General features: G+C 71.2%; 14 protein-coding genes. 6 read left to right on the top strand and 8 right to left on the bottom strand.

The window, feature by feature from the left end; translation table 11 throughout:
- On the top strand, positions 1 to 2,433 hold a 2,433-nt coding region (locus STRTUCAR8_RS15310; protein WP_006376674.1), incomplete at its 5' end, for a helix-hairpin-helix domain-containing protein.
- On the top strand, positions 2,430 to 3,428 hold the full coding sequence (locus STRTUCAR8_RS15305; protein ID WP_006376673.1) for a DNA polymerase Y family protein: 999 nt from the start codon (positions 2,430 to 2,432) through the stop codon (positions 3,426 to 3,428). The genes STRTUCAR8_RS15310 and STRTUCAR8_RS15305, both read left to right, overlap by 4 nt.
- Before the next feature lie 203 nt (positions 3,429 to 3,631).
- On the opposite strand, the gene STRTUCAR8_RS15300 is transcribed toward STRTUCAR8_RS15305, so the two are convergent.
- From STRTUCAR8_RS15300 to STRTUCAR8_RS15290, 3 genes are all read right to left on the bottom strand, one after another.
- On the bottom strand, positions 3,632 to 4,288 hold the full coding sequence (locus STRTUCAR8_RS15300; RefSeq protein WP_006376681.1) for a response regulator: 657 nt from the start codon (positions 4,286 to 4,288) through the stop codon (positions 3,632 to 3,634).
- Positions 4,285 to 5,610: a sensor histidine kinase gene (locus STRTUCAR8_RS15295; protein ID WP_006376675.1), complete on the bottom strand. Its 1,326-nt coding sequence runs from the start codon at positions 5,608 to 5,610 to the stop codon at positions 4,285 to 4,287. The genes STRTUCAR8_RS15300 and STRTUCAR8_RS15295 overlap by 4 nt, the downstream gene beginning before the upstream one ends.
- A gap of 137 nt (positions 5,611 to 5,747) precedes the next feature.
- Positions 5,748 to 8,000: an MMPL family transporter gene (locus STRTUCAR8_RS15290; RefSeq protein WP_006376669.1), complete on the bottom strand. Its 2,253-nt coding sequence runs from the start codon at positions 7,998 to 8,000 to the stop codon at positions 5,748 to 5,750.
- Between the two features lie 349 nt (positions 8,001 to 8,349).
- Here STRTUCAR8_RS15290 and STRTUCAR8_RS15285 point away from each other — a divergent pair, with 349 nt between their 5' ends.
- The gene (locus STRTUCAR8_RS15285) at positions 8,350 to 9,249 is read left to right on the top strand and encodes an esterase/lipase family protein (protein WP_006376670.1); all 900 of its coding nucleotides are present in this window, start codon (positions 8,350 to 8,352) and stop codon (positions 9,247 to 9,249) included.
- 62 nt (positions 9,250 to 9,311) lie between these two features.
- Here the strand turns inward: STRTUCAR8_RS15285 and STRTUCAR8_RS15280 are convergent, their stop codons facing one another.
- Together STRTUCAR8_RS15280 and STRTUCAR8_RS55115 are read right to left on the bottom strand one after the other, a co-directional pair.
- On the bottom strand, positions 9,312 to 10,373 hold the full coding sequence (locus tag STRTUCAR8_RS15280) for a lytic polysaccharide monooxygenase auxiliary activity family 9 protein (RefSeq protein WP_006376680.1): 1,062 nt from the start codon (positions 10,371 to 10,373) through the stop codon (positions 9,312 to 9,314).
- A gap of 200 nt (positions 10,374 to 10,573) precedes the next feature.
- Positions 10,574 to 10,708, bottom strand: a complete 135-nt coding sequence (locus tag STRTUCAR8_RS55115; protein ID WP_006376682.1) for a hypothetical protein — start codon at positions 10,706 to 10,708, stop codon at positions 10,574 to 10,576.
- A 137-nt stretch (positions 10,709 to 10,845) separates the two neighbouring features.
- Between STRTUCAR8_RS55115 and STRTUCAR8_RS15270 the strand changes: the two genes are divergently transcribed.
- Positions 10,846 to 11,433 carry a class I SAM-dependent methyltransferase gene (locus tag STRTUCAR8_RS15270; protein WP_006376677.1) on the top strand — a complete coding sequence of 196 codons (588 nt, stop codon included), beginning with the start codon at positions 10,846 to 10,848 and terminating at the stop codon, positions 11,431 to 11,433.
- A gap of 58 nt (positions 11,434 to 11,491) precedes the next feature.
- Here the strand turns inward: STRTUCAR8_RS15270 and STRTUCAR8_RS15265 are convergent, their stop codons facing one another.
- Both STRTUCAR8_RS15265 and STRTUCAR8_RS15260 read right to left on the bottom strand, forming a co-directional pair.
- Entirely contained in the window at positions 11,492 to 12,010 is a 519-nt protein-coding gene (locus STRTUCAR8_RS15265; protein ID WP_006376679.1) for a ribonuclease FAU-1 family protein, read from the bottom strand.
- A complete protein-coding gene (locus STRTUCAR8_RS15260; protein WP_044472249.1) occupies positions 11,991 to 12,920 on the bottom strand; it encodes a GNAT family N-acetyltransferase in 930 nt (309 codons plus the stop codon). Before STRTUCAR8_RS15260 ends, STRTUCAR8_RS15265 begins: the two co-directional genes overlap by 20 nt.
- Before the next feature lie 71 nt (positions 12,921 to 12,991).
- On the opposite strand from STRTUCAR8_RS15260, the gene STRTUCAR8_RS15255 reads away from it, so the two are divergent.
- Positions 12,992 to 13,360, top strand: coding sequence for a GntR family transcriptional regulator (locus tag STRTUCAR8_RS15255; protein WP_006376671.1), 369 nt, complete (start codon positions 12,992 to 12,994; stop codon positions 13,358 to 13,360).
- Between the two features lie 320 nt (positions 13,361 to 13,680).
- Here STRTUCAR8_RS15255 and STRTUCAR8_RS15250 read toward each other — a convergent pair whose 3' ends face one another.
- Positions 13,681 to 14,775 carry a DUF5925 domain-containing protein gene (locus STRTUCAR8_RS15250; RefSeq protein ID WP_044472248.1) on the bottom strand — a complete coding sequence of 365 codons (1,095 nt, stop codon included), beginning with the start codon at positions 14,773 to 14,775 and terminating at the stop codon, positions 13,681 to 13,683.
- A 175-nt stretch (positions 14,776 to 14,950) separates the two neighbouring features.
- On the opposite strand from STRTUCAR8_RS15250, the gene STRTUCAR8_RS15245 reads away from it, so the two are divergent.
- Positions 14,951 to 16,378 carry a GH39 family glycosyl hydrolase gene (locus tag STRTUCAR8_RS15245; RefSeq protein ID WP_006376676.1) on the top strand — a complete coding sequence of 476 codons (1,428 nt, stop codon included), beginning with the start codon at positions 14,951 to 14,953 and terminating at the stop codon, positions 16,376 to 16,378.
- Positions 16,379 to 16,432 lie beyond the last annotated feature (54 nt).

Genomic DNA, 16,432 nt, shown 5'->3' with positions numbered 1-16,432 from the left:
CTCGACCGCGACCGAGTGGCGCTCGACCGGCTGGACCAGGAGCTCGCCGTGATCTCCAAGCTGGACTACGACCCGTACTTCCTCGCCGTCGGCCAGGTCGTCGCCGACATCCGGGAACTGGGCATCCGGGTCGCCGCCCGCGGCTCGGGCGCCGGTTCGATGGTCTGCCACGCGCTGGGCATCGCCACCGCCAACCCTCTCGAACACCGGCTGCTGTTCGAACGGTTCCTCAGTGAGCGGCGCAAGGGGCTGCCCGACATCGACATCGACGTGGAGTCCGCCCGGCGCCTGGAGTGCTACGACGCGATCTTCGACCGGTTCGGCAAGGAACGCGTCGCCGTCACCGCCATGCCCGAGACCTACCGGGCCCGCCGGGCATTGCGTGACACCGGCCTCGCCCTCGGCATCGCACCCGCGGACGTCGACCGGATCGCCAAGAGCTTTCCGCACCTCCGCGCCTCCGACATCACCGGCGCCCTCGCCGAACTGCCCGAACTGCGTCAACTGGCCGCAGAGGCACACCGGTTCGGGCCGCTGTGGGAGCTGGCGGAAGGCCTCGACTCCCTGGTCCACGGCATGGCCATGCACCCCTGCGGAGTGGTCATCAGCGACGCCACCCTCCTGGACCGGCTGCCGGTGCAGCCCACACCGCAGGGCGACTACCCCATGGCGATGGCGGCGAAGGAGGAGATCGAGGCGCTGGGCAACATCAAACTCGACGTCCTGGGCGTGCGGATGCAGTCCGCGATGGCCCACGCCGTCACCGAGATCGAACGGACCACCGGCAACCGCATCGACCTCGACGACCCCGAGCAGGTTCCGCTGGACGACGTCTTCGCCTTCAAGCTCATCCAGGAGAGCCGGACCCTGGGCCTGTTCCAGCTCGAGTCGCCCGGCCAGCAGGACCTGCTGTCCCGGTTGCAGCCCCGCGACGTGCAGGACGTCATCGCCGACATCAGCCTCTTCCGCCCGGGCCCGGTCGCCGGCGGTATGCCCGAGCGGTACATCGCCGCCCGGCACGGCGGCACGCCGTCGTACGCCCACCAGGACCTGGAACCGGTGCTCGCCGACACCAACGGCGTGACCATCTGGCACGAACAGATCATCGAGACGCTGTCGGTCATGACCGGCTGCGACTACGCGATGGCGGAGATCGCCCGGCGCGCGCTCGGTGACAAGAGCCGGCTGCCACGGGTCAGGGACTGGTTCCACGGCCTGGCGCGCGCACGTGGCTACAGCGCGGCCGTGCGGGACGAGGTCTGGCAGACCGTCGAGGCCTTCGGCGCCTACGGCTTCTGCCGCGCGCACGCGGTCGCCTTCGCCGTACCCGCGCTGCAGAGCGCCTGGCTCAAGGCCCACTACCCGGCGTACCTGCTGGCCGGTCTGCTCGAACACGACCCGGGTATGTGGCCCAAGCGCGTCCTGGTCGCCGACGCCCGCCGGGGCGGCGTGCAGGTCCTGCCCGTCGACGTCAACCGCTCCCGGGTGAGACACACCGTGGAGAAGGCCGACGGAGAGCGGTGGGGTGTACGCCTCGCGCTGTCCGGGGTGCGCGGCATCAGCGAGGAGGAGTGCGCCCGGATCGAGGAGGGGCAGCCGTACGGATCGCTGTCGGACCTCTGGCAGCGGGCCCGGCCCAGCAGACCGGTCGCCGAACGCCTCGCCGAGATCGGCGCCCTGGGCTGTCTGCACGACGGGCGGCTCACCCGGCGTGATCTCCTGCTCCAGATCGCGGAGTTGCACCGGCAGTCCCGCAACCGGACCGCGAGCAAGGGTCAACTGCCCATCGGCACAGGCGCCGTGGGAGGGGTGGAGCCGAGCGGTCTGCCGGAGATGACCGGCCGCGAGGCCCTCAGCGCCGAGTTGAGCACCCTCGGTATCGACGTCTCCAGGCATCTGATGGAGCACCACCACCGGCTGCTGCGTGAGATCGGCGCGACCGACGCGGCCCATCTGGCCGGACTGCGGGCCGGGCAGCGGGTGTTGGTCGCCGGGGTGCGGGCCTCCACGCAGACCCCGCCGATCGCCAGCGGGAAGCGGGTCATCTTCGTGACGCTGGAGGACGGTTCCGGCCTGGTCGACCTGGCCTTCTTCGAGGACTCCCATCCGGCGTGCGCGTACACGGTCTTCCACAGCGGGCTGCTGCTGGTGCGCGGCACGGTCCAGGTGCGCGGCACCCGTCGTACCGTCGTCGGCTCCATGGCCTGGGACCTCGACGAGATCGCCGCCGCCCGCCGTGACAACGGCCCCGAAGCCGCGCTCGCCCTCCTCGGCGCCGCCCGCCCGCACCCGACGCCCGCCCAGCCGCAGCGCACCCTGGCCAACGGGACGACCGGGGCCCGCCTCCACCCGTACGCCGACCTGCAGCCCGCCGGCACCCGGTCGGCCGACCTGAAGAAGTTCGGCTACACGAGTCCGGGGAGCGCGGGATGAGCGGGGCGGGCGGGACGATCGCGCGGCAGCGGCACATCGCCCACGTCCACCTGCACGCTTCGCTGACGGAGGATCAGTACAGCGACGTAATCGAACTCATGTCTGGTGTTACGCCTCATGTGCAGGCGGTGCCGCCCGACGCCGTTCAACTGGACCTGACGTCGGCGCTCCGGTACTTCGACCTCTCCCCGTATGACACGGTCCAGATGACGATGATGAGGCTGAAGGGCCTGTACGGCATCGACAGCAGCGTCGGGCTCGCGGGCAACCGCATGCTGGCCGCGATGGCGGCCGACGCGTCCGCGCCGGGCGACACCACCTGGGTGCCCGCCGGGCAGGTGGGCGACTGGCTGTACCCGCGGCCGGTCACCGCGCTGCCAGGGATCGGCCGTGCCACGGCGGAGACGCTCGGCAGGTACGGGCTGCACACCATCGGCCAGGTCGTCGAGTTGCCTGCGGGCACCCTGCAGCGCCTTCTCGGCGTGGGCTCCGCCCGGCTGCTGGCCGAGCGCGCCCGTGGCCACGACCCCCGCCCGGTCACCCCGTCGGAACCGGCGGCGCAGCTGGTCGCCGACCTCCTGCTGGACCGGGACTGCCTCGATCCGGTGCGGCATCACCGAGCCGTGCTGGGACTGGCCGACCAGATCGGCGGGCGCCTGCGCGGCGAGAGCCGGCTCGCCGGCCGACTCACCCTCACCGTGCGGTACGCCGACCGCAGCTCCACCACGCGTACGCGCACACTGGCGGAGCCGACCGGCCACTCACCCGCTCTCGCGGCGGCGGCCCTGGACCTGTTGGCCGGCCTCGGGCTGCAGCGAGCGAGAGTCCGCGCCTTCGTGATCCGCGCCGACGGTCTGCTGCCGGCCGGCGATGCCTACCGGCAGCTCTCCCTGGATCCCGGTGACGACCGTGCCCGCGCGGCGGAAGCCGCCGCCGACCGTGCCCGTCGACGTTTCGGAGCGGCGGCCGTACGGCCGGCCGCGCTGGCTCGCTGACCGCTGTGCCCCGGCTCGGGAAGCTGACGGCCTTCGGCGACGCGACAGCGTCCCGCGGGGCGGCGTTCCCGACACTGGGCGGACCTGGTGCGGCTGTTGACCGCAGGTGACGAGGAAGTCCGTCGTGACTCGGTGACATGACCGACCGGCACGGCGACCGCAAGGGCCAAGTCCGCCGCAGTGGCTCCCTGACGGGCCTCGGCTCAGGACGGGCGGACCAGGCCGACGTCGTACGCGAAGATCACCGCCTGTACGCGGTCCCTGGCGCCGATCTTCGCGAGGATGCGGCTGACGTGGGACTTCACGGTGGACTCGGCGAGGTGGAGGCTCTCGGCGATCTCCGTGTTGTTCGCTCCGCCCGCCATGGCGGTCAGGACCTCGCGCTCGCGTTCGGTGAGGTCGGCGAGGCGGCGTTCGTGCCCGGCGGCGGGGGTGGTCCGACGGCTGGTGAAGGTGTCGATGAGCTTGCGGGTGATGCCGGGGCAGATCACGGAGTCTCCGGCGGCGACCGCGCGGATGCCGACGACGAGTTCCTCGGGACGCGCGTCTTTGAGGAAGAAGCCGCTGGCTCCGGCGCACAGCGCGTCGTACGCGTACTCGTCGAGATCGAAGGTGGTCAGCACCAGGACACGGGACCGGCCGCCGGACTCGACGATGCGCCGGGTGGCCTCGATGCCGTCCATTCCTGGCATGCGTACGTCCATCAGCACGACGTCGGGGCGCAGTTCGGCGGCCTTGCGGACCGCTTCGCCGCCGTTGGTGGCCTCGCCGACGACGCTCATGTCGGGTTCCGCCTCCAGCAGCATGCGGAAGCCGAGGCGTTGCAGGGTCTGGTCGTCGACGATCAGGACGGTGGTCATGCCGGGAGCTTCTCCGTGGTGTGGGCGGGGCCGGACAGGGAGTCGGTGAAGAGAAGGGCGTGGACGCTCCAGCCGCCACGGGAGTTGGGGCCCGCGGTCACGCTGCCCTGATAGAGGGCAGCGCGTTGGCGCATGCCGACCAGGCCCTGGCCGCCGCCGGCCTTCGTGAGGTCCGCCTTGACGGGGTGCGACGGGCCGGTGTCGTCGACGCCGACGTGGACCTTGTTGGAGCCGGCGGCGAGGGACACGGAGACTCTGACGGTGGTGTCGCGGGCGGCGTGCTTGAGCGTGTTGGTGAGGGCTTCCTGGACGATGCGGTAGACGGCGAGCTGCATGCCCGGGGTGAGTCCGGTCAGCTCGCCCTCGGTGTGCAGGTCGGCGGTCGGACCGGCCGCCCTGACCCGTTCCAGGAGGGCCTTCAGATCGGCCAGCCCCGGCTGCGGGGCGAGCGGGGCCCCCTCCCGGGCGTCCTCGTCCCCGTCCTCGATGACGGCGAGCAGGCGGCGTAGTTCACCCAGCGCGTCCCGGCCGCTGTCACCGATGATGCGGAGGGTCTCCGCGCCGCGTTCCGGCTTGGTCCGGGCGAGGGAGGCGGCGCCGTCGGAGAGGCCGACGATGACGGCGAGGGTGTGGCCGAGGATGTCGTGCATCTCCCGGGAGACGCGGGCCCGTTCCCTGGCGGCCGAGAGACGGGCCTGCTGGTCGCGTTCCTTCTCCAGGGCGCCGATGACGCTGTTCACCAGCCGCCCGGCGAGACCCAGGAAGGGAAACGCGACCACGACGACCAGCGCCAGGCCCAGCACCACCCAGGGGCGGGTGGCATGAGCCACCTGCTCGGCGTCCCACAGGAGGGCGCCGGCCACGGTGACCTGCGTCAGGGTGACGGCGGTGGCCACCGCCGTCAGACGGGGGGCGGCGAAGCGGCCCATGTTGGACAGGGCCACGACCCACGCCGCGTTGGCCCCGGTCAGGATCCCGAAAAAGGCGATGGGCACGGAGACGGCTGTGATGACGGCCCAGACCAGTACGGGCTTCCGCCGCCGCCACAGCAGGGGGACGGTGAGTCCCAGTGTCAGTGCCACCTTCACCGGGATGCTGGGACCGAACTCCTGGTCGAACAGTTCCGGGACACCGAGCAGGGTGCACAAGGCGGGCACCGCCCAGCGCCGGATGTGGGGGTGGGCATCGTCGGCCTGCCGCCATCCCGCCAGCAGGGTGATGACCGGGAAGAGCGCGCGCTGCTCCGGGTCGTCCGCGAGCGACTGGGGAATCCGGCGTCCGTCGGACCGCGGCCTCGGCGCGGTCGCGTTCGAAACGGTCATTCTGTACGCCCTTCACGGTGCGGGCGGCCCGCCCGCCGGCCTCGGGTGAGTGGCCGGCGGACGGGGACTCGGGAGACGGCCGGGCGGACCCCGACGCCCAGATGGGGATCGTACGGCCAGGTCGGCGGTCCTTTCTGTCAGCGTGTCCGGGCCGGCTGCTGATCGGTCTCCTCGTCCACCGGGCCGCCCGGGCCCTCCGGGGTGGGCGTCTGCCGTGCCTCCAGCGCGTGGCGCAGCTTCTCGCCCTCGACGTCCACGTTCGGCAGGATCCGGTCGAGCCACTGGGGCAGGGCCCAGGCGTGGCGGCCGAGGAGGGTCATCACCGCCGGGACGATGGTCATCCGGACGACGAAGGCGTCGAAGAACACGGCGGCGGCGAGCCCCAGGCCGATCGACTTGACCAGCGCGGTGTCGTCCAGCAGGAATCCGGCGAAGACGGAGATCATGATGACCGCCGCGGCGGTGACCACCCGGCCGCCGTGCCGGAAGCCCGCGACGATCGCCTCCGTGGGTCCGGCGCCGTGGACGTACTCCTCCCGCATCCGGGAGACGAGGAAGACCTCGTAGTCCATGGCGAGTCCGAACACGATGCCGATCAGCAGGATGGGCAGCAGGCTGACGAGCGGCTGGGTCTGGTCGATGCCGAAGAGGTCCTTCAGCCAGCCCCACTGGAAGACCGCGACCAGGACACCGAGGGTCGAGGCCACGCTGAGCAGGAAGCCGAGGGCGGCTTTGAGCGGCACCAGGATCGAGCGGAACACCAGCAGGAGCAGGATCAGCGCCAGGCCGACCACGATGGCCAGATAGGGCAGCATGGCGTCGGCCAGCTTGGTGGAGATGTCGATGTTGAGGGCCGTGGTGCCGGTGACCATCAGGTCGGCGCCGGTGTCCTTGTGCAGGGCGGCACTGTGGTCGCGGATGTCGGCGACCAGGTCCTTGGTGGCCTCACTGGTCGGGGCGCTCCTGGGGATCACCCCGATCAGCGCCACGTCACCGGACTCGTTGAACACGGCCGGGCGGGCGGCGGCGACGTCGGGCAGCTTGACAATCGTGTCGTACGCGTTCCGCGCCGCCGCCTCGGGCCCGTTGCCGCCGGCGCTGTCCCGGGCGTCGACGACCACCGTCAGCGGACCGCTGAAGCCCGGACCGAAGCCCTTGCTCAGGGTGTCGTAGGCGATGCGCTGGGTGGAACCGGGAGAGGCCATGCTGTCGTCGGGCAGGGTCAGGCGCAGCGACAGTGCCGGAATGGCCAGCAGCCCCAGGCCCACCACAGAGGCGACGAGCGCCTTCACGGGGTTGCGGGTGACGCACCGGCCCCAGCGCACGCCCATCGTCTCGCGCTCGCCGCGCTCCTCGGCACGATGGCGCTCGGTGGTGAGCTTCCCCTTCATGATCCGCATACCGGCGAAGCCCAGCACGGCGGGCAGCAGGGTCAGCGCGACGATCACGGCGACGGCGACCGCGAAGGCGGCGGCCAGCCCCATCGTGGTGAGCATCCTGATGCCGATGACGCTCAGTCCGGCCAGCGCGATGACCACGGTCAGACCGGCGAAGACGACCGCCGATCCGGCGGTGCCCAGGGCCCGCCCGACGGCCTCCTGCGGCTCGTGCCCGTCCCGGATCTCGCTGCGGTAGCGGGAGACGATGAACAGGGCGTAGTCGATCGCCACGGCCAGGCCCAGCATCAGCGCCAGGGTCGAGGCTGACGAGCCCATGTCGGTCAACGAGGTGGCGATGGTGATGCACATGATCGCCATGCCCACACCGAAGAGCGCGGTCAGCAACGGCAGCCCGGCGGCGATCATCGACCCGAAGGTGATGACCAGCACGACGGCGGCGACCGCGAGGCCGATCAGTTCGGCAACCTTGCTGGCAGCCTTGACCTCCACCGCGTTACCGCCCAGGCTCACCGTCAGCCCGGCCTTCTCACCCTTCTCGGCGACCTGGTTCAGCGCGTCGGACGCGGCATCGGTGAGGTCGGCCTTGGCCACCTTGTAGGTGACCTGGGCGTAGGCGATCGTGCCGTCCCTGCTGACCAGACCGCCACTGAAGGGCTCGGAGACGCTCGCGACCTGCGGCGCCCCCCTGAGGTCGGCGACGAGGGTGGTGACCTCGGCCTTGTTGGCCGTGGAGGTCAGCTTCTGCCCGCCGGGCGCCTCGAAGACGACCCGGGCGGTGGCACCGCCCGCGGAGGCCTGCGGGAACTCCTTGCCCAGCAGGTCGATCGCCTTCTGGGACTGGGTGCCGGGCAGGGAGAAGTCGTCCGTCGTCTTGCCGGAGACGCCGGCGGCGCCTATGCCGACGGCGGCGAGGACGATGATCCAGAACATCAGGAAGAGCCGTCGGCGTCTGAAGGCGAGCCGGCCCAGCCGGTAGAGGAACGTGGCCACGGAAGTACTCCCAGCAGGAGACGGAACATTGCGCGAACAGGGGCTTGATCGACCCTGTGTTCACGCTATGAGCGCTGTTCCGCGCACCCCCGGCACCGCGGGACCCAATCCGGCGGCCGGACAGTACCCCGGTACTGGTGGAACTCATCCTCAGGGGAGGGGGTGGGGGTTCCTGTGCCGGGAGATTCCCATTATCACGGTCTCCGGACGCTGTCAGAAGTTTTTACCGACGCGTAACTTCCCCGCCTCGCTACTCGCCCGTAACTTGACGAGTGAACAGCATCCTCGTGATCCGGATCACAGGGCGTAGAGCCGTCGCAACTCCCTTGAGCCGCAAGGAGATCACCCGATGCTGCCCTGGAAACGCGTACTCAGACCTCTCGCCGCACTGCTGCTGGCCGCTGCGGCCACCGTCGTGCCCGTCGCCGCCGCGCAAGCCGAAACGCAGTCAGAAACGCAGTCGGAAACGCAGGCCCAGGCCGCCATCAGCTGGGGAGGCTGGAACGACTACTCCTGCAGGCCGTCCGCCGCCCATCCCCGCCCCGTCGTCCTCGTCCACGGCACCTTCGCCAACGGGGTCGACAACTGGCTCACCCTCGCGCCGTACCTGGTGAACCGCGGCTACTGCGTCTTCTCCCTCGACTACGGCCAACTGCCGGGCGTACCCCTCTTCTACGCTCTCGGCCCCATCGACAAGTCGGCCGAGCAGCTCGCCGCCTTCGTCGACAGGGTGCTCGCCGCGACCGGCGCCGCCGAGACCGACATCGTCGGTCACTCGCAGGGCGGCATGATGCCCCGCTACTACCTCAGGTTCCTCGGCGGCGCCGCCGAGGTGGACACCCTCGTCGGCATCGCACCCAGCAACCACGGCACCACCCTGAACGGCCTGACGAACCTGCTCGCCTACTTCCCCGGGGCCGCCGACCTGCTCTCCACAGCCACCCCCGCCCTCGCCGACCAGGTCGCGGGGTCCGCCTTCCTCACCAAGCTCAACGCGGGCGGTGACACCGTCCCGGGCGTCCACTACACGGTCCTCGCGACCAAGTACGACGAGGTGGTCACGCCGTACCGCAGCCAGTTCCTGAGCGGCTCCGACGTACACAACGTCCTGATCCAGGACCTGTGCCCGGTGGACATCTCCGAACACGCCGCCGTCGGACTGCTCGACCGGATCGCGTTCCACGAGGTGACGAACGCCCTCGATCCGGCGCACGCCACCCCCACCACCTGTCTGTCGGCGGTCGGCTGACCCGGCGGGGATCATCCGCCGGGGCCCGGCAGGCCTGAGCCGCCGGCCGGGCCCCGGCGAGCTCAGCGGCCGGACCGGCCGGCGCCCACCGCGCGACGCCGGACCGAGAGCGACAGGGCCGCCGCGCCCAGCGCGAGGGCGCCCGCGCCGCCCACCACGAGGTACGGGGCGCCGGAAGTGCCGCCCGTCTCGGCGAGGTTCCCCGCGGCGCCCGCCGCCTTCGGCTGCGCGACCGGCGTACGCGTGGCCGTACCGGCGGACGGCGTGGCCGACTGAGCAGGGGAAGGAGTGGCGGACGGGGCGACGGACGAAGCGTCTGACGGAGTGGCGGACGGCGCGTGGGACGCGTCGGACGCGGCCTCCCCGTGGCTCTCGTGGCCCCCGTGTCCGACCGTCGACTCGTCGGCACCGGCCTCGATCTGCTCCTCGGAGGGCGCGGAGGCGCTGTCCGACGTACCGCTGCCCGCCCCTCCACTCGCTCCCGTACCCGCCCCGAACGTCACGTCGGAGCACGAGTAGAACGCCTCCGGGCTGTCCGAGCGCTGCCAGATCGCGTACAGGAGTTGTCTGCCGGAACGTTGCGGCAGGGTGCCGGAGAACGTGTAGAAGCCGTTCGCCGCGACCGGGTCCATGACCCTCGCGACCGGGTGTTCGAGGTCCAGGTCGGCCCAGGCGAGGGGTTTGGCCGGGTCGTAGCCCGCCTTGGTGACGTACACCTCGAAGGTGCCCTTGTGCGGGGCGGTCACGCGGTACCTGAAGGGGTACGAGCCGCTGTGCACACCGGTCGCCGGCCAGTCCGCGCGGGCCAGGTCCAGGCCCTTGAACTCGTCGTTGCCCGCGCTGCACAGCTCACCGTCCGGGATCAACGCCCGGTGCCGCCCGCCCGCGTCACCGATCCGGATGCCGTTCCAGTCGTACAGCGCCTGGGTGCCGCCTGCCGCCACCGCCGCCCGGCACGCGGCCGACGTGGGGCTCTCGGGGCCCTCCGCGTAGCACTGGGCGACCCTGCTGACCGGGTCGCCCATGGAGCCGTGCGCCGACGCGGGCGTGGCGCCCAGGGCGAGCGCGGCGATCCCGAGGGCGGTGACGGTGGTGACCACGGCGGGGCGGCGGCGTGCGGGCATGCGGGATCTCCTCGCAACGGTCTATCGGGGGCTGATCAGCAAACTAGCCCCAAGAAACCGCGAAATCGCCTGCTGGAGGCGGGTGGGGGAGATCCTTATGGTCGGCTTAAGGAAGGCTTCGGACTGCGCTCAGGTACACGACGACGCGCGGGGCGCGCGCCGGTCCGACGGTTCGCAAGTTCACGACAGGCCGACCGACTTCAGCCGTCGGGCCACCACGTACGCGCGATGTCCTTGCGGACCTCCGGGCGTGCGGTGGTGCGTTCGTCGGCCTCTTCCCGCACCCGGCGGGCGTCCGACTTCTTCAAAGGCTTCTGCACGGTTACGCGGCGCATGGCTGCCTCCTTCGGTCCACCGGGTTCCGCGTTTTCACGGAGATAGACCATTTCCGGGAGGGTGACTCATCGGCGCCGGTCTGTCAGTGGCGGCCGTCACGATTCGATTGTCAGTGGCGGGTGTCACTCTTGGCCGCATGACGTACACCGACTGGGACGCGGAAGCCACCACCTTCGACGACGAACCCGACCACGGCCTGCGGGATCCGGTCGTCCGCGCGGCATGGGCGGACCGGCTGCGGTCCTGGCTGCCGGACCGCCCGGCCGACGTCCTCGACCTGGGCTGCGGCACCGGCAGCCTGTCGCTCCTCGCGTCCGAACAGGGGCACCGCGTCACCGGCGTGGACGCCTCCCCGGTCATGGTCGAGCACGCGCGGAGCAAGCTGGCCGGCCGCGCCGCCGTGTTCCTGGTCGGCGACGCCGCGGCGCCACCGGTGGGGGAGGAGCGCTTCGACGTCGTGCTCGTACGGCATGTCCTGTGGACGCTGCCCGACACCGCGCGCGTGCTGCGCCACTGGCAGGGGCTGCTCAGGACCGGCGGGCGACTGGTGCTGGTCGAGGGCGTGTGGGGCACGGTCAGCCCGGCCGGCATATCCGCCGACACACTCACCGCCCTCCTCGCGCCCCTCGCCGGGGACGTCCGCGTGGAGCGGCTGTCCGGCGACGCCCGGCTGTGGGGGCGCGAGGTGCGGGACGAGCGGTACGCGGTACTGGCCTGTCTGTAGCGTCTGTAGGACGACGTCACCTTCGCGGGCCGAGGGCGGCGGGTGACGGGTGGCGGGTTCAGGCGAGCAGCTTCTCGAAGCCGCCCTCGCGTGCCAGCGCCTCCAGCTCGTCGAGGGCCGCCACGGCGGCGGACGCGGCCTGTGGGTCCGACTCCGCCAGGCCGCTCTCCTCGAACTCGTCCTCGTCGAGCCGTCGTACGTCTGTGCCGTCGGCGGAGCGCCAGAGGTCCAGGTCGAGGTCCTCGACGACCAGGTCGGTGCCGGCGAGCGTGGCCGGGCGGGCGATGTCGCAGTACCAGCCCTTCAGCGTGCCCGTCGCGTCACGGACCTCCTTCACCGAGTACCAGCGGTCCCGCCAGTAGTACTCCGTGAACACGTCACCGGGCTCGAAGCGGACGAAGCCGAAGTCACGGACTCCGTCCCCGGCCCAGGCGGCGCGTACGGCGAGGCGCGTGCCGTCGTCGTGGAGCAGCTCGGCGGGGTAAGTGATCTTCGTGCGGCCGGCCTTGACCAGGACGACGTTCAGTGTGGGGGTGGGGGTCGGTTTGGGCGTGGCCTCAGGTGAGTTCGCGGACATACCGCACCTCCGTTGCGCAGATCTCGTAGCCGAACCAGTTGTTGATGGCGATCATCGGGCCGTTCCCCGCGTCGTTGCCCGTCAGTGCCTCCGAGTACCCGGCGGCGCGGGCGCGGTGCAGGGAGTCGTTCTTGGCGAGCTTCGCGAGGCCACGGCCGCGGTAGTCACGGGCGGTGCCCGTCATCACCGTGCCGTACCGGGTGGCGCCGTCGGTGCGGGCCAGACTGAAGGCGGCGGGGCGGCCGTCGACGACCGCGACCGACGTCAGCTCGGGGCTGAACAGGGGGTGCTGCCAGGTCTCGCGGAGCCAGGCCTCGTAGTCGGTGAACTCGTAGGAGACATCGCTTGGTTCGTCCGACACCGTCTCCGAGTCCAGGGTGAACAGGGGGCGCGGGTCTGCGGCGAAGTCGGCACCCGTGCGGAGTTCGACGCCGGGCGGGAGCTCCTGGAGCGGGGGCAGCTCGCCGTTCGCCAGGTCCAGGCGCAGGAAGTGCGCGGTACGGCTGGAGCGGTAGCCGTGGCGTTCGGCGAAGGCGCGGTTGCCGGGGGCGTCCAGCACCCAGGCGAAGGACCTGGTCACCCCGGCTGCGGCGAGGTGCCGCTCGGCGGTACGGACGAGGAGCGCGCCGGCGCCACGGCGGGTGTGCTCCGGGTGCACGTACACGTTGACGTAACCCTGGCCGGGCTCCGGGCTGTCGTGGACGACCGCGGTCTGGGCGGTGCCGAGGATCTCGCCGTCCTCCTCGGCGACGAGCGCCCGGTAGTGCCCGTCCGGGTGGGCGTGCGCGATGTCGTACGCGAGGGCCTCCGGCGTGCACAGGTAGAAGGGCAGGGCCAGGCGCCGGATGCGGGCGAACGCCTCGACGCCGGGCCGGTCTTCGGTGTGGAGGGCACGCACGGTCACAGTCATGAGCTCGGACGTTACGTGGTGAGATACGGCGGGTGCCTCTTATTTTCCGGCCGGTACGGGACAATCGCGGGGTGACCCTGAAGATCCGCATCGATGACAGCGCGCCGCCCTACGAGCAGGTACGCGCCCAGATCTCCGAGCAGGCCCGGGCCGGGACGCTGCCCGTGGGGTACCGGCTGCCCACCGTGCGGGGGCTTGCCGAGTCGCTCGGTCTCGCCGCGAACACGGTGGCGAAGGCGTATCGGGCGCTGGAGTCGGACGGGGTGATCGAGACGCGGGGGCGCAATGGGACGTTTGTCGCTGCGGCGGGGTCGGCGGCGGATCGGGAAGCGGCGTCTGCGGCGCAGGCTTATGCGGAGCGGGTTCGGAGGCTTGGGTTGGGGGAGGAGGGGGCGTTGGCCGCGGTGAAGGATGCCCTGCGGGCGGCTTATCAGGGGTGAGGAGGCAGTTTGTCGGGTGCGGCTTGGTGGGGGGCTTGTCGCGCAGTTCCCCGCGCCCCTGAAAGCTCGCTGCGGGGGCTGGTTGCGCAGTTCCTCGCGCCCCTGAAAGCTCGCTGCGGGGGCTGGTTGCGCAGTTCCTCGCGCCCCTGAAAGCTCGCTGCGGGGGCTGGTTGCGCAGTTCCTCGCGCCCCTGAAAGCTCGCTGCGGGGGCTGGTTGCGCAGTTCCTCGCGCCCCTGAAAGCTCGCCGTGGGGGCTGGTCGTGCAGTTCCTCGCGCACCTGAAAGCCTGCGGATCCGTGTCCCTGACGACCTGTCGGGGTTTACAAGTACAGGCCCGCGTCTGCTCCCTCTCTCTGGTCCGGGACTGTTGTGGGGGTTGTGCCTCTGCGGAGGGCGTAGAGCTCGGCCAGGGTGGCGCCCTCTCGGGGGATTCCCTCCTCCGTGCCCAGCCAGGTCGTCGCCTCTCGGCGGGTCAGGGGGCCCACCTCGATGCGGGCCAGGCAGCGGCCGGGGCGGACGACGGCCGGGTGGAGGCGTTCCAGGTCCTCGTTGGTCGTCACGCCCACCAGGACGTTGCGGCCCTGGCCGAGGAGACCGTCGGTCAGGTTGAGGAGGCGGGAGAGGGCCTGGCCCGCCGTGTGCTTGGCCTCGCCCCTGATCAGCTCGTCGCAGTCCTCCAGCAGGAGCAGCCGCCAGCGGCCCTTGCCCGTGCCGTCCTCCTCGCCGATCGCGATGTCCATCAGATAGCCGACGTCGGAGAACAGGCGCTCGGGGTCCAGTACGCAGTCCACCTGGCACCAGTCCCGCCAGGAACGGGCCAGTGTGCGTAGCGCGGACGTCTTGCCGGTGCCCGGCGGACCGTGGAGCAGCAGCAGCCGGCCCGCGATGTCCTCCGGCGTCGTCTTCATCAGACCGTCCATGGCGTCCGCCACCGGCGCGGTGTAGTTGGCGCGGACCTCGTCCCAGGTGCCCGCCGAGATCTGGCGGGTCGTGCGGTGCGGGCCCCGGCGCGGGGACACGTACCAGAAGCCCATCGTCACGTTCTCCGGCTGGGGTTCGGGCTCGTCCGTCGCGCCGTCCGTGGTCTGGCCGAGGACCTTCGCGGCCAGCTCGGAGCTGGTCGCCGTGACCGTGACGTCGGCGCCGCGGTTCCAGCGGGACACCAGGAGGGTCCAGCCGTCGCCCTCCGACAGCGTGGCACTGCGGTCGTCGTCACGGGCGGAACGCAGTACACGGGCGCCCGGCGGGAGGAGGGTCGCCCCGGACCGTACGCGGTCGATGTTCGCCGCGTGGGAGTACGGCTGCTCGCCCGTCGCGAAGCGGCCGAGGAACAGCGCGTCGACGACGTCGGACGGGGAGTCGCTGTCGTCGACGTTGAGCCGGATCGGCAGCGCGTCATGTGGGTTGGCAGACATGCCGACATGATCCGACACCCGGGCGCCGAGTGCACCCGGTTTGCGGGGGGCGCGCCGAGTGTCGCCGGGGGTGCTGCCTCCGGCCCGAGCGTCCGTTACGTCCGTCTTCTGTTACCGGGCTGTGTGCTGCGGAGGCCTGCCCTCCGCCCGTGCCCCGCCGTTACTGTTGCCCTTGATGGGACGTCATGGGTGGAATTCGGGGGCTCGGCGGTGGCAGCTCACCGCCCTGCTCGGTGTGGGGGCCGCCGCGCTGGCCCTTGTCCTGACCCTGCTCCACACGCTGCCGTCGAACGGCGGCAGCACCGCGGGCACCTCCCGCGACGGCGACAAGGTGCACGGCACACCGTCCGCGTCCTCGCCCGCTTCGTCGAAGCCGGACGTCGGGTGGGGCTTCACCCACACCCAGTTCAGCGCCGACGAGGGCGACGGGTCGGCAACCGGCCGGGTCGAGGGGCTGCTGTCGAAGGACGCCGGGCTGCCGCAGAACCAGCACATCATGGGCTGGGGCGCCGGCAACCCCGAGCCGGTCAAGGGGCGTTACGACTTCACCGAGCTGGATCGCCGCATCGACTTCATGCGCGCCTCCGGCGCCACCCCGGTGGTCACCCTGTGCTGTGCCCCGGACTGGATGAAGGGCGGCAGGTCCGGCTCCGACAACACCGACTGGAGCCAGTCCGCCCTGGAGACCGCCCCGGAGCGCGCCCACTACAAGGACTTCGCCGCCCTCGCCGCGACCGTCGCCCGGCGCTATCCCGACGTACGCCACTTCGTCGTGTGGAACGAGTTCAAGGGCTTCTGGAACAACAGCGAGGCGCGCTGGGACTACGAGGGGTACACCGAGCTGTACAACCTCGTCTACAAGGCGCTGAAGAAGGTCGACAAGGACATCATGGTCGGCGGGCCGTACCTCGTCATGGACAGTCTCGACCCACGGCAGAAACCGGACGCCTCCACGACCTTCAAGGGACCCTGGGGTGCCATGGACCAGCGGATCCTCGACGCCTTCGACTACTGGAACACCCACAGGGCGGGGGCCGACTTCGTCGTCGTGGACGGCTCCAGCTACACCCAGGACGACGAACTGCTGCCCGACGAGTTCGCGGCGACCGACAAGTTCACCGCCGTGGGCAAGTGGGTGCGGGACCGTACGCGCGGACTGCCGCTGTGGTGGGCCGAGTACTACGTCGAGCCCGCCGATGCCGACGATGACCGTGCGGGCTGGTCCGAGACCCACCGCGAGGCCGTCCAGGCCGCCGGTCTGATCGCGATGGCCAAGGGTGGTGCCTCCTCCGGCTTCTACTGGAACCCCGAGGAGGAGAAGGGCACCGGCTGCGCCGGTTGTCTGTGGACGCCCACCTCAAGTGGCGGTGGGGGAACGGCACTTCCGATGTACGACCTCGTCTCCCGGTTCGGGGCCGCCTTTCCGCCGGGCACGGAGTACGAGACCGTCCCGGTGGCCCCGGACGACAAGCCCAACGTGCGGGTGCTCGCCGACGACAAGGCTGTCCTCGTCGTCAATGTCCTGGACCGGGCGATCGACGCGCAGGTGGACGGGAAGCGCTTCAGGATGGGCGCGTACGAGGTGAAGTGGTTCAGCCGGTGAGGGGCGCTCCGCGGGTTCGGCGGGTTCTTCGGCTGCGGGTGGGTGGGGGCTGGT

Origin of the sequence: Streptomyces turgidiscabies Car8, assembly GCF_000331005.1 — a bacterium.
Classification (GTDB): Bacteria; Actinomycetota; Actinomycetes; order Streptomycetales; family Streptomycetaceae; genus Streptomyces; species Streptomyces turgidiscabies.
This window is presented reverse-complemented; position numbering and strand designations above follow the sequence as displayed.

Coding starts and splice junctions, on each gene's coding strand:
- STRTUCAR8_RS15305 (WP_006376673.1), top strand. CDS start 2,430: ATGAGCGGGGCGGGCGGGACGATCGCGCGGCAGCGGCACATCGCCCAC.
- STRTUCAR8_RS15300 (WP_006376681.1), bottom strand. CDS start 4,288: ATGACCACCGTCCTGATCGTCGACGACCAGACCCTGCAACGCCTCGGC.
- STRTUCAR8_RS15295 (WP_006376675.1), bottom strand. CDS start 5,610: ATGACCGTTTCGAACGCGACCGCGCCGAGGCCGCGGTCCGACGGACGC.
- STRTUCAR8_RS15285 (WP_006376670.1), top strand. CDS start 8,350: ATGCTGCCCTGGAAACGCGTACTCAGACCTCTCGCCGCACTGCTGCTG.
- STRTUCAR8_RS15280 (WP_006376680.1), bottom strand. CDS start 10,373: ATGCCCGCACGCCGCCGCCCCGCCGTGGTCACCACCGTCACCGCCCTC.
- STRTUCAR8_RS55115 (WP_006376682.1), bottom strand. CDS start 10,708: ATGCGCCGCGTAACCGTGCAGAAGCCTTTGAAGAAGTCGGACGCCCGC.
- STRTUCAR8_RS15270 (WP_006376677.1), top strand. CDS start 10,846: ATGACGTACACCGACTGGGACGCGGAAGCCACCACCTTCGACGACGAA.
- STRTUCAR8_RS15265 (WP_006376679.1), bottom strand. CDS start 12,010: ATGTCCGCGAACTCACCTGAGGCCACGCCCAAACCGACCCCCACCCCC.
- STRTUCAR8_RS15260 (WP_044472249.1), bottom strand. CDS start 12,920: ATGACTGTGACCGTGCGTGCCCTCCACACCGAAGACCGGCCCGGCGTC.
- STRTUCAR8_RS15250 (WP_044472248.1), bottom strand. CDS start 14,775: ATGTCTGCCAACCCACATGACGCGCTGCCGATCCGGCTCAACGTCGAC.
- STRTUCAR8_RS15245 (WP_006376676.1), top strand. CDS start 14,951: ATGGGACGTCATGGGTGGAATTCGGGGGCTCGGCGGTGGCAGCTCACC.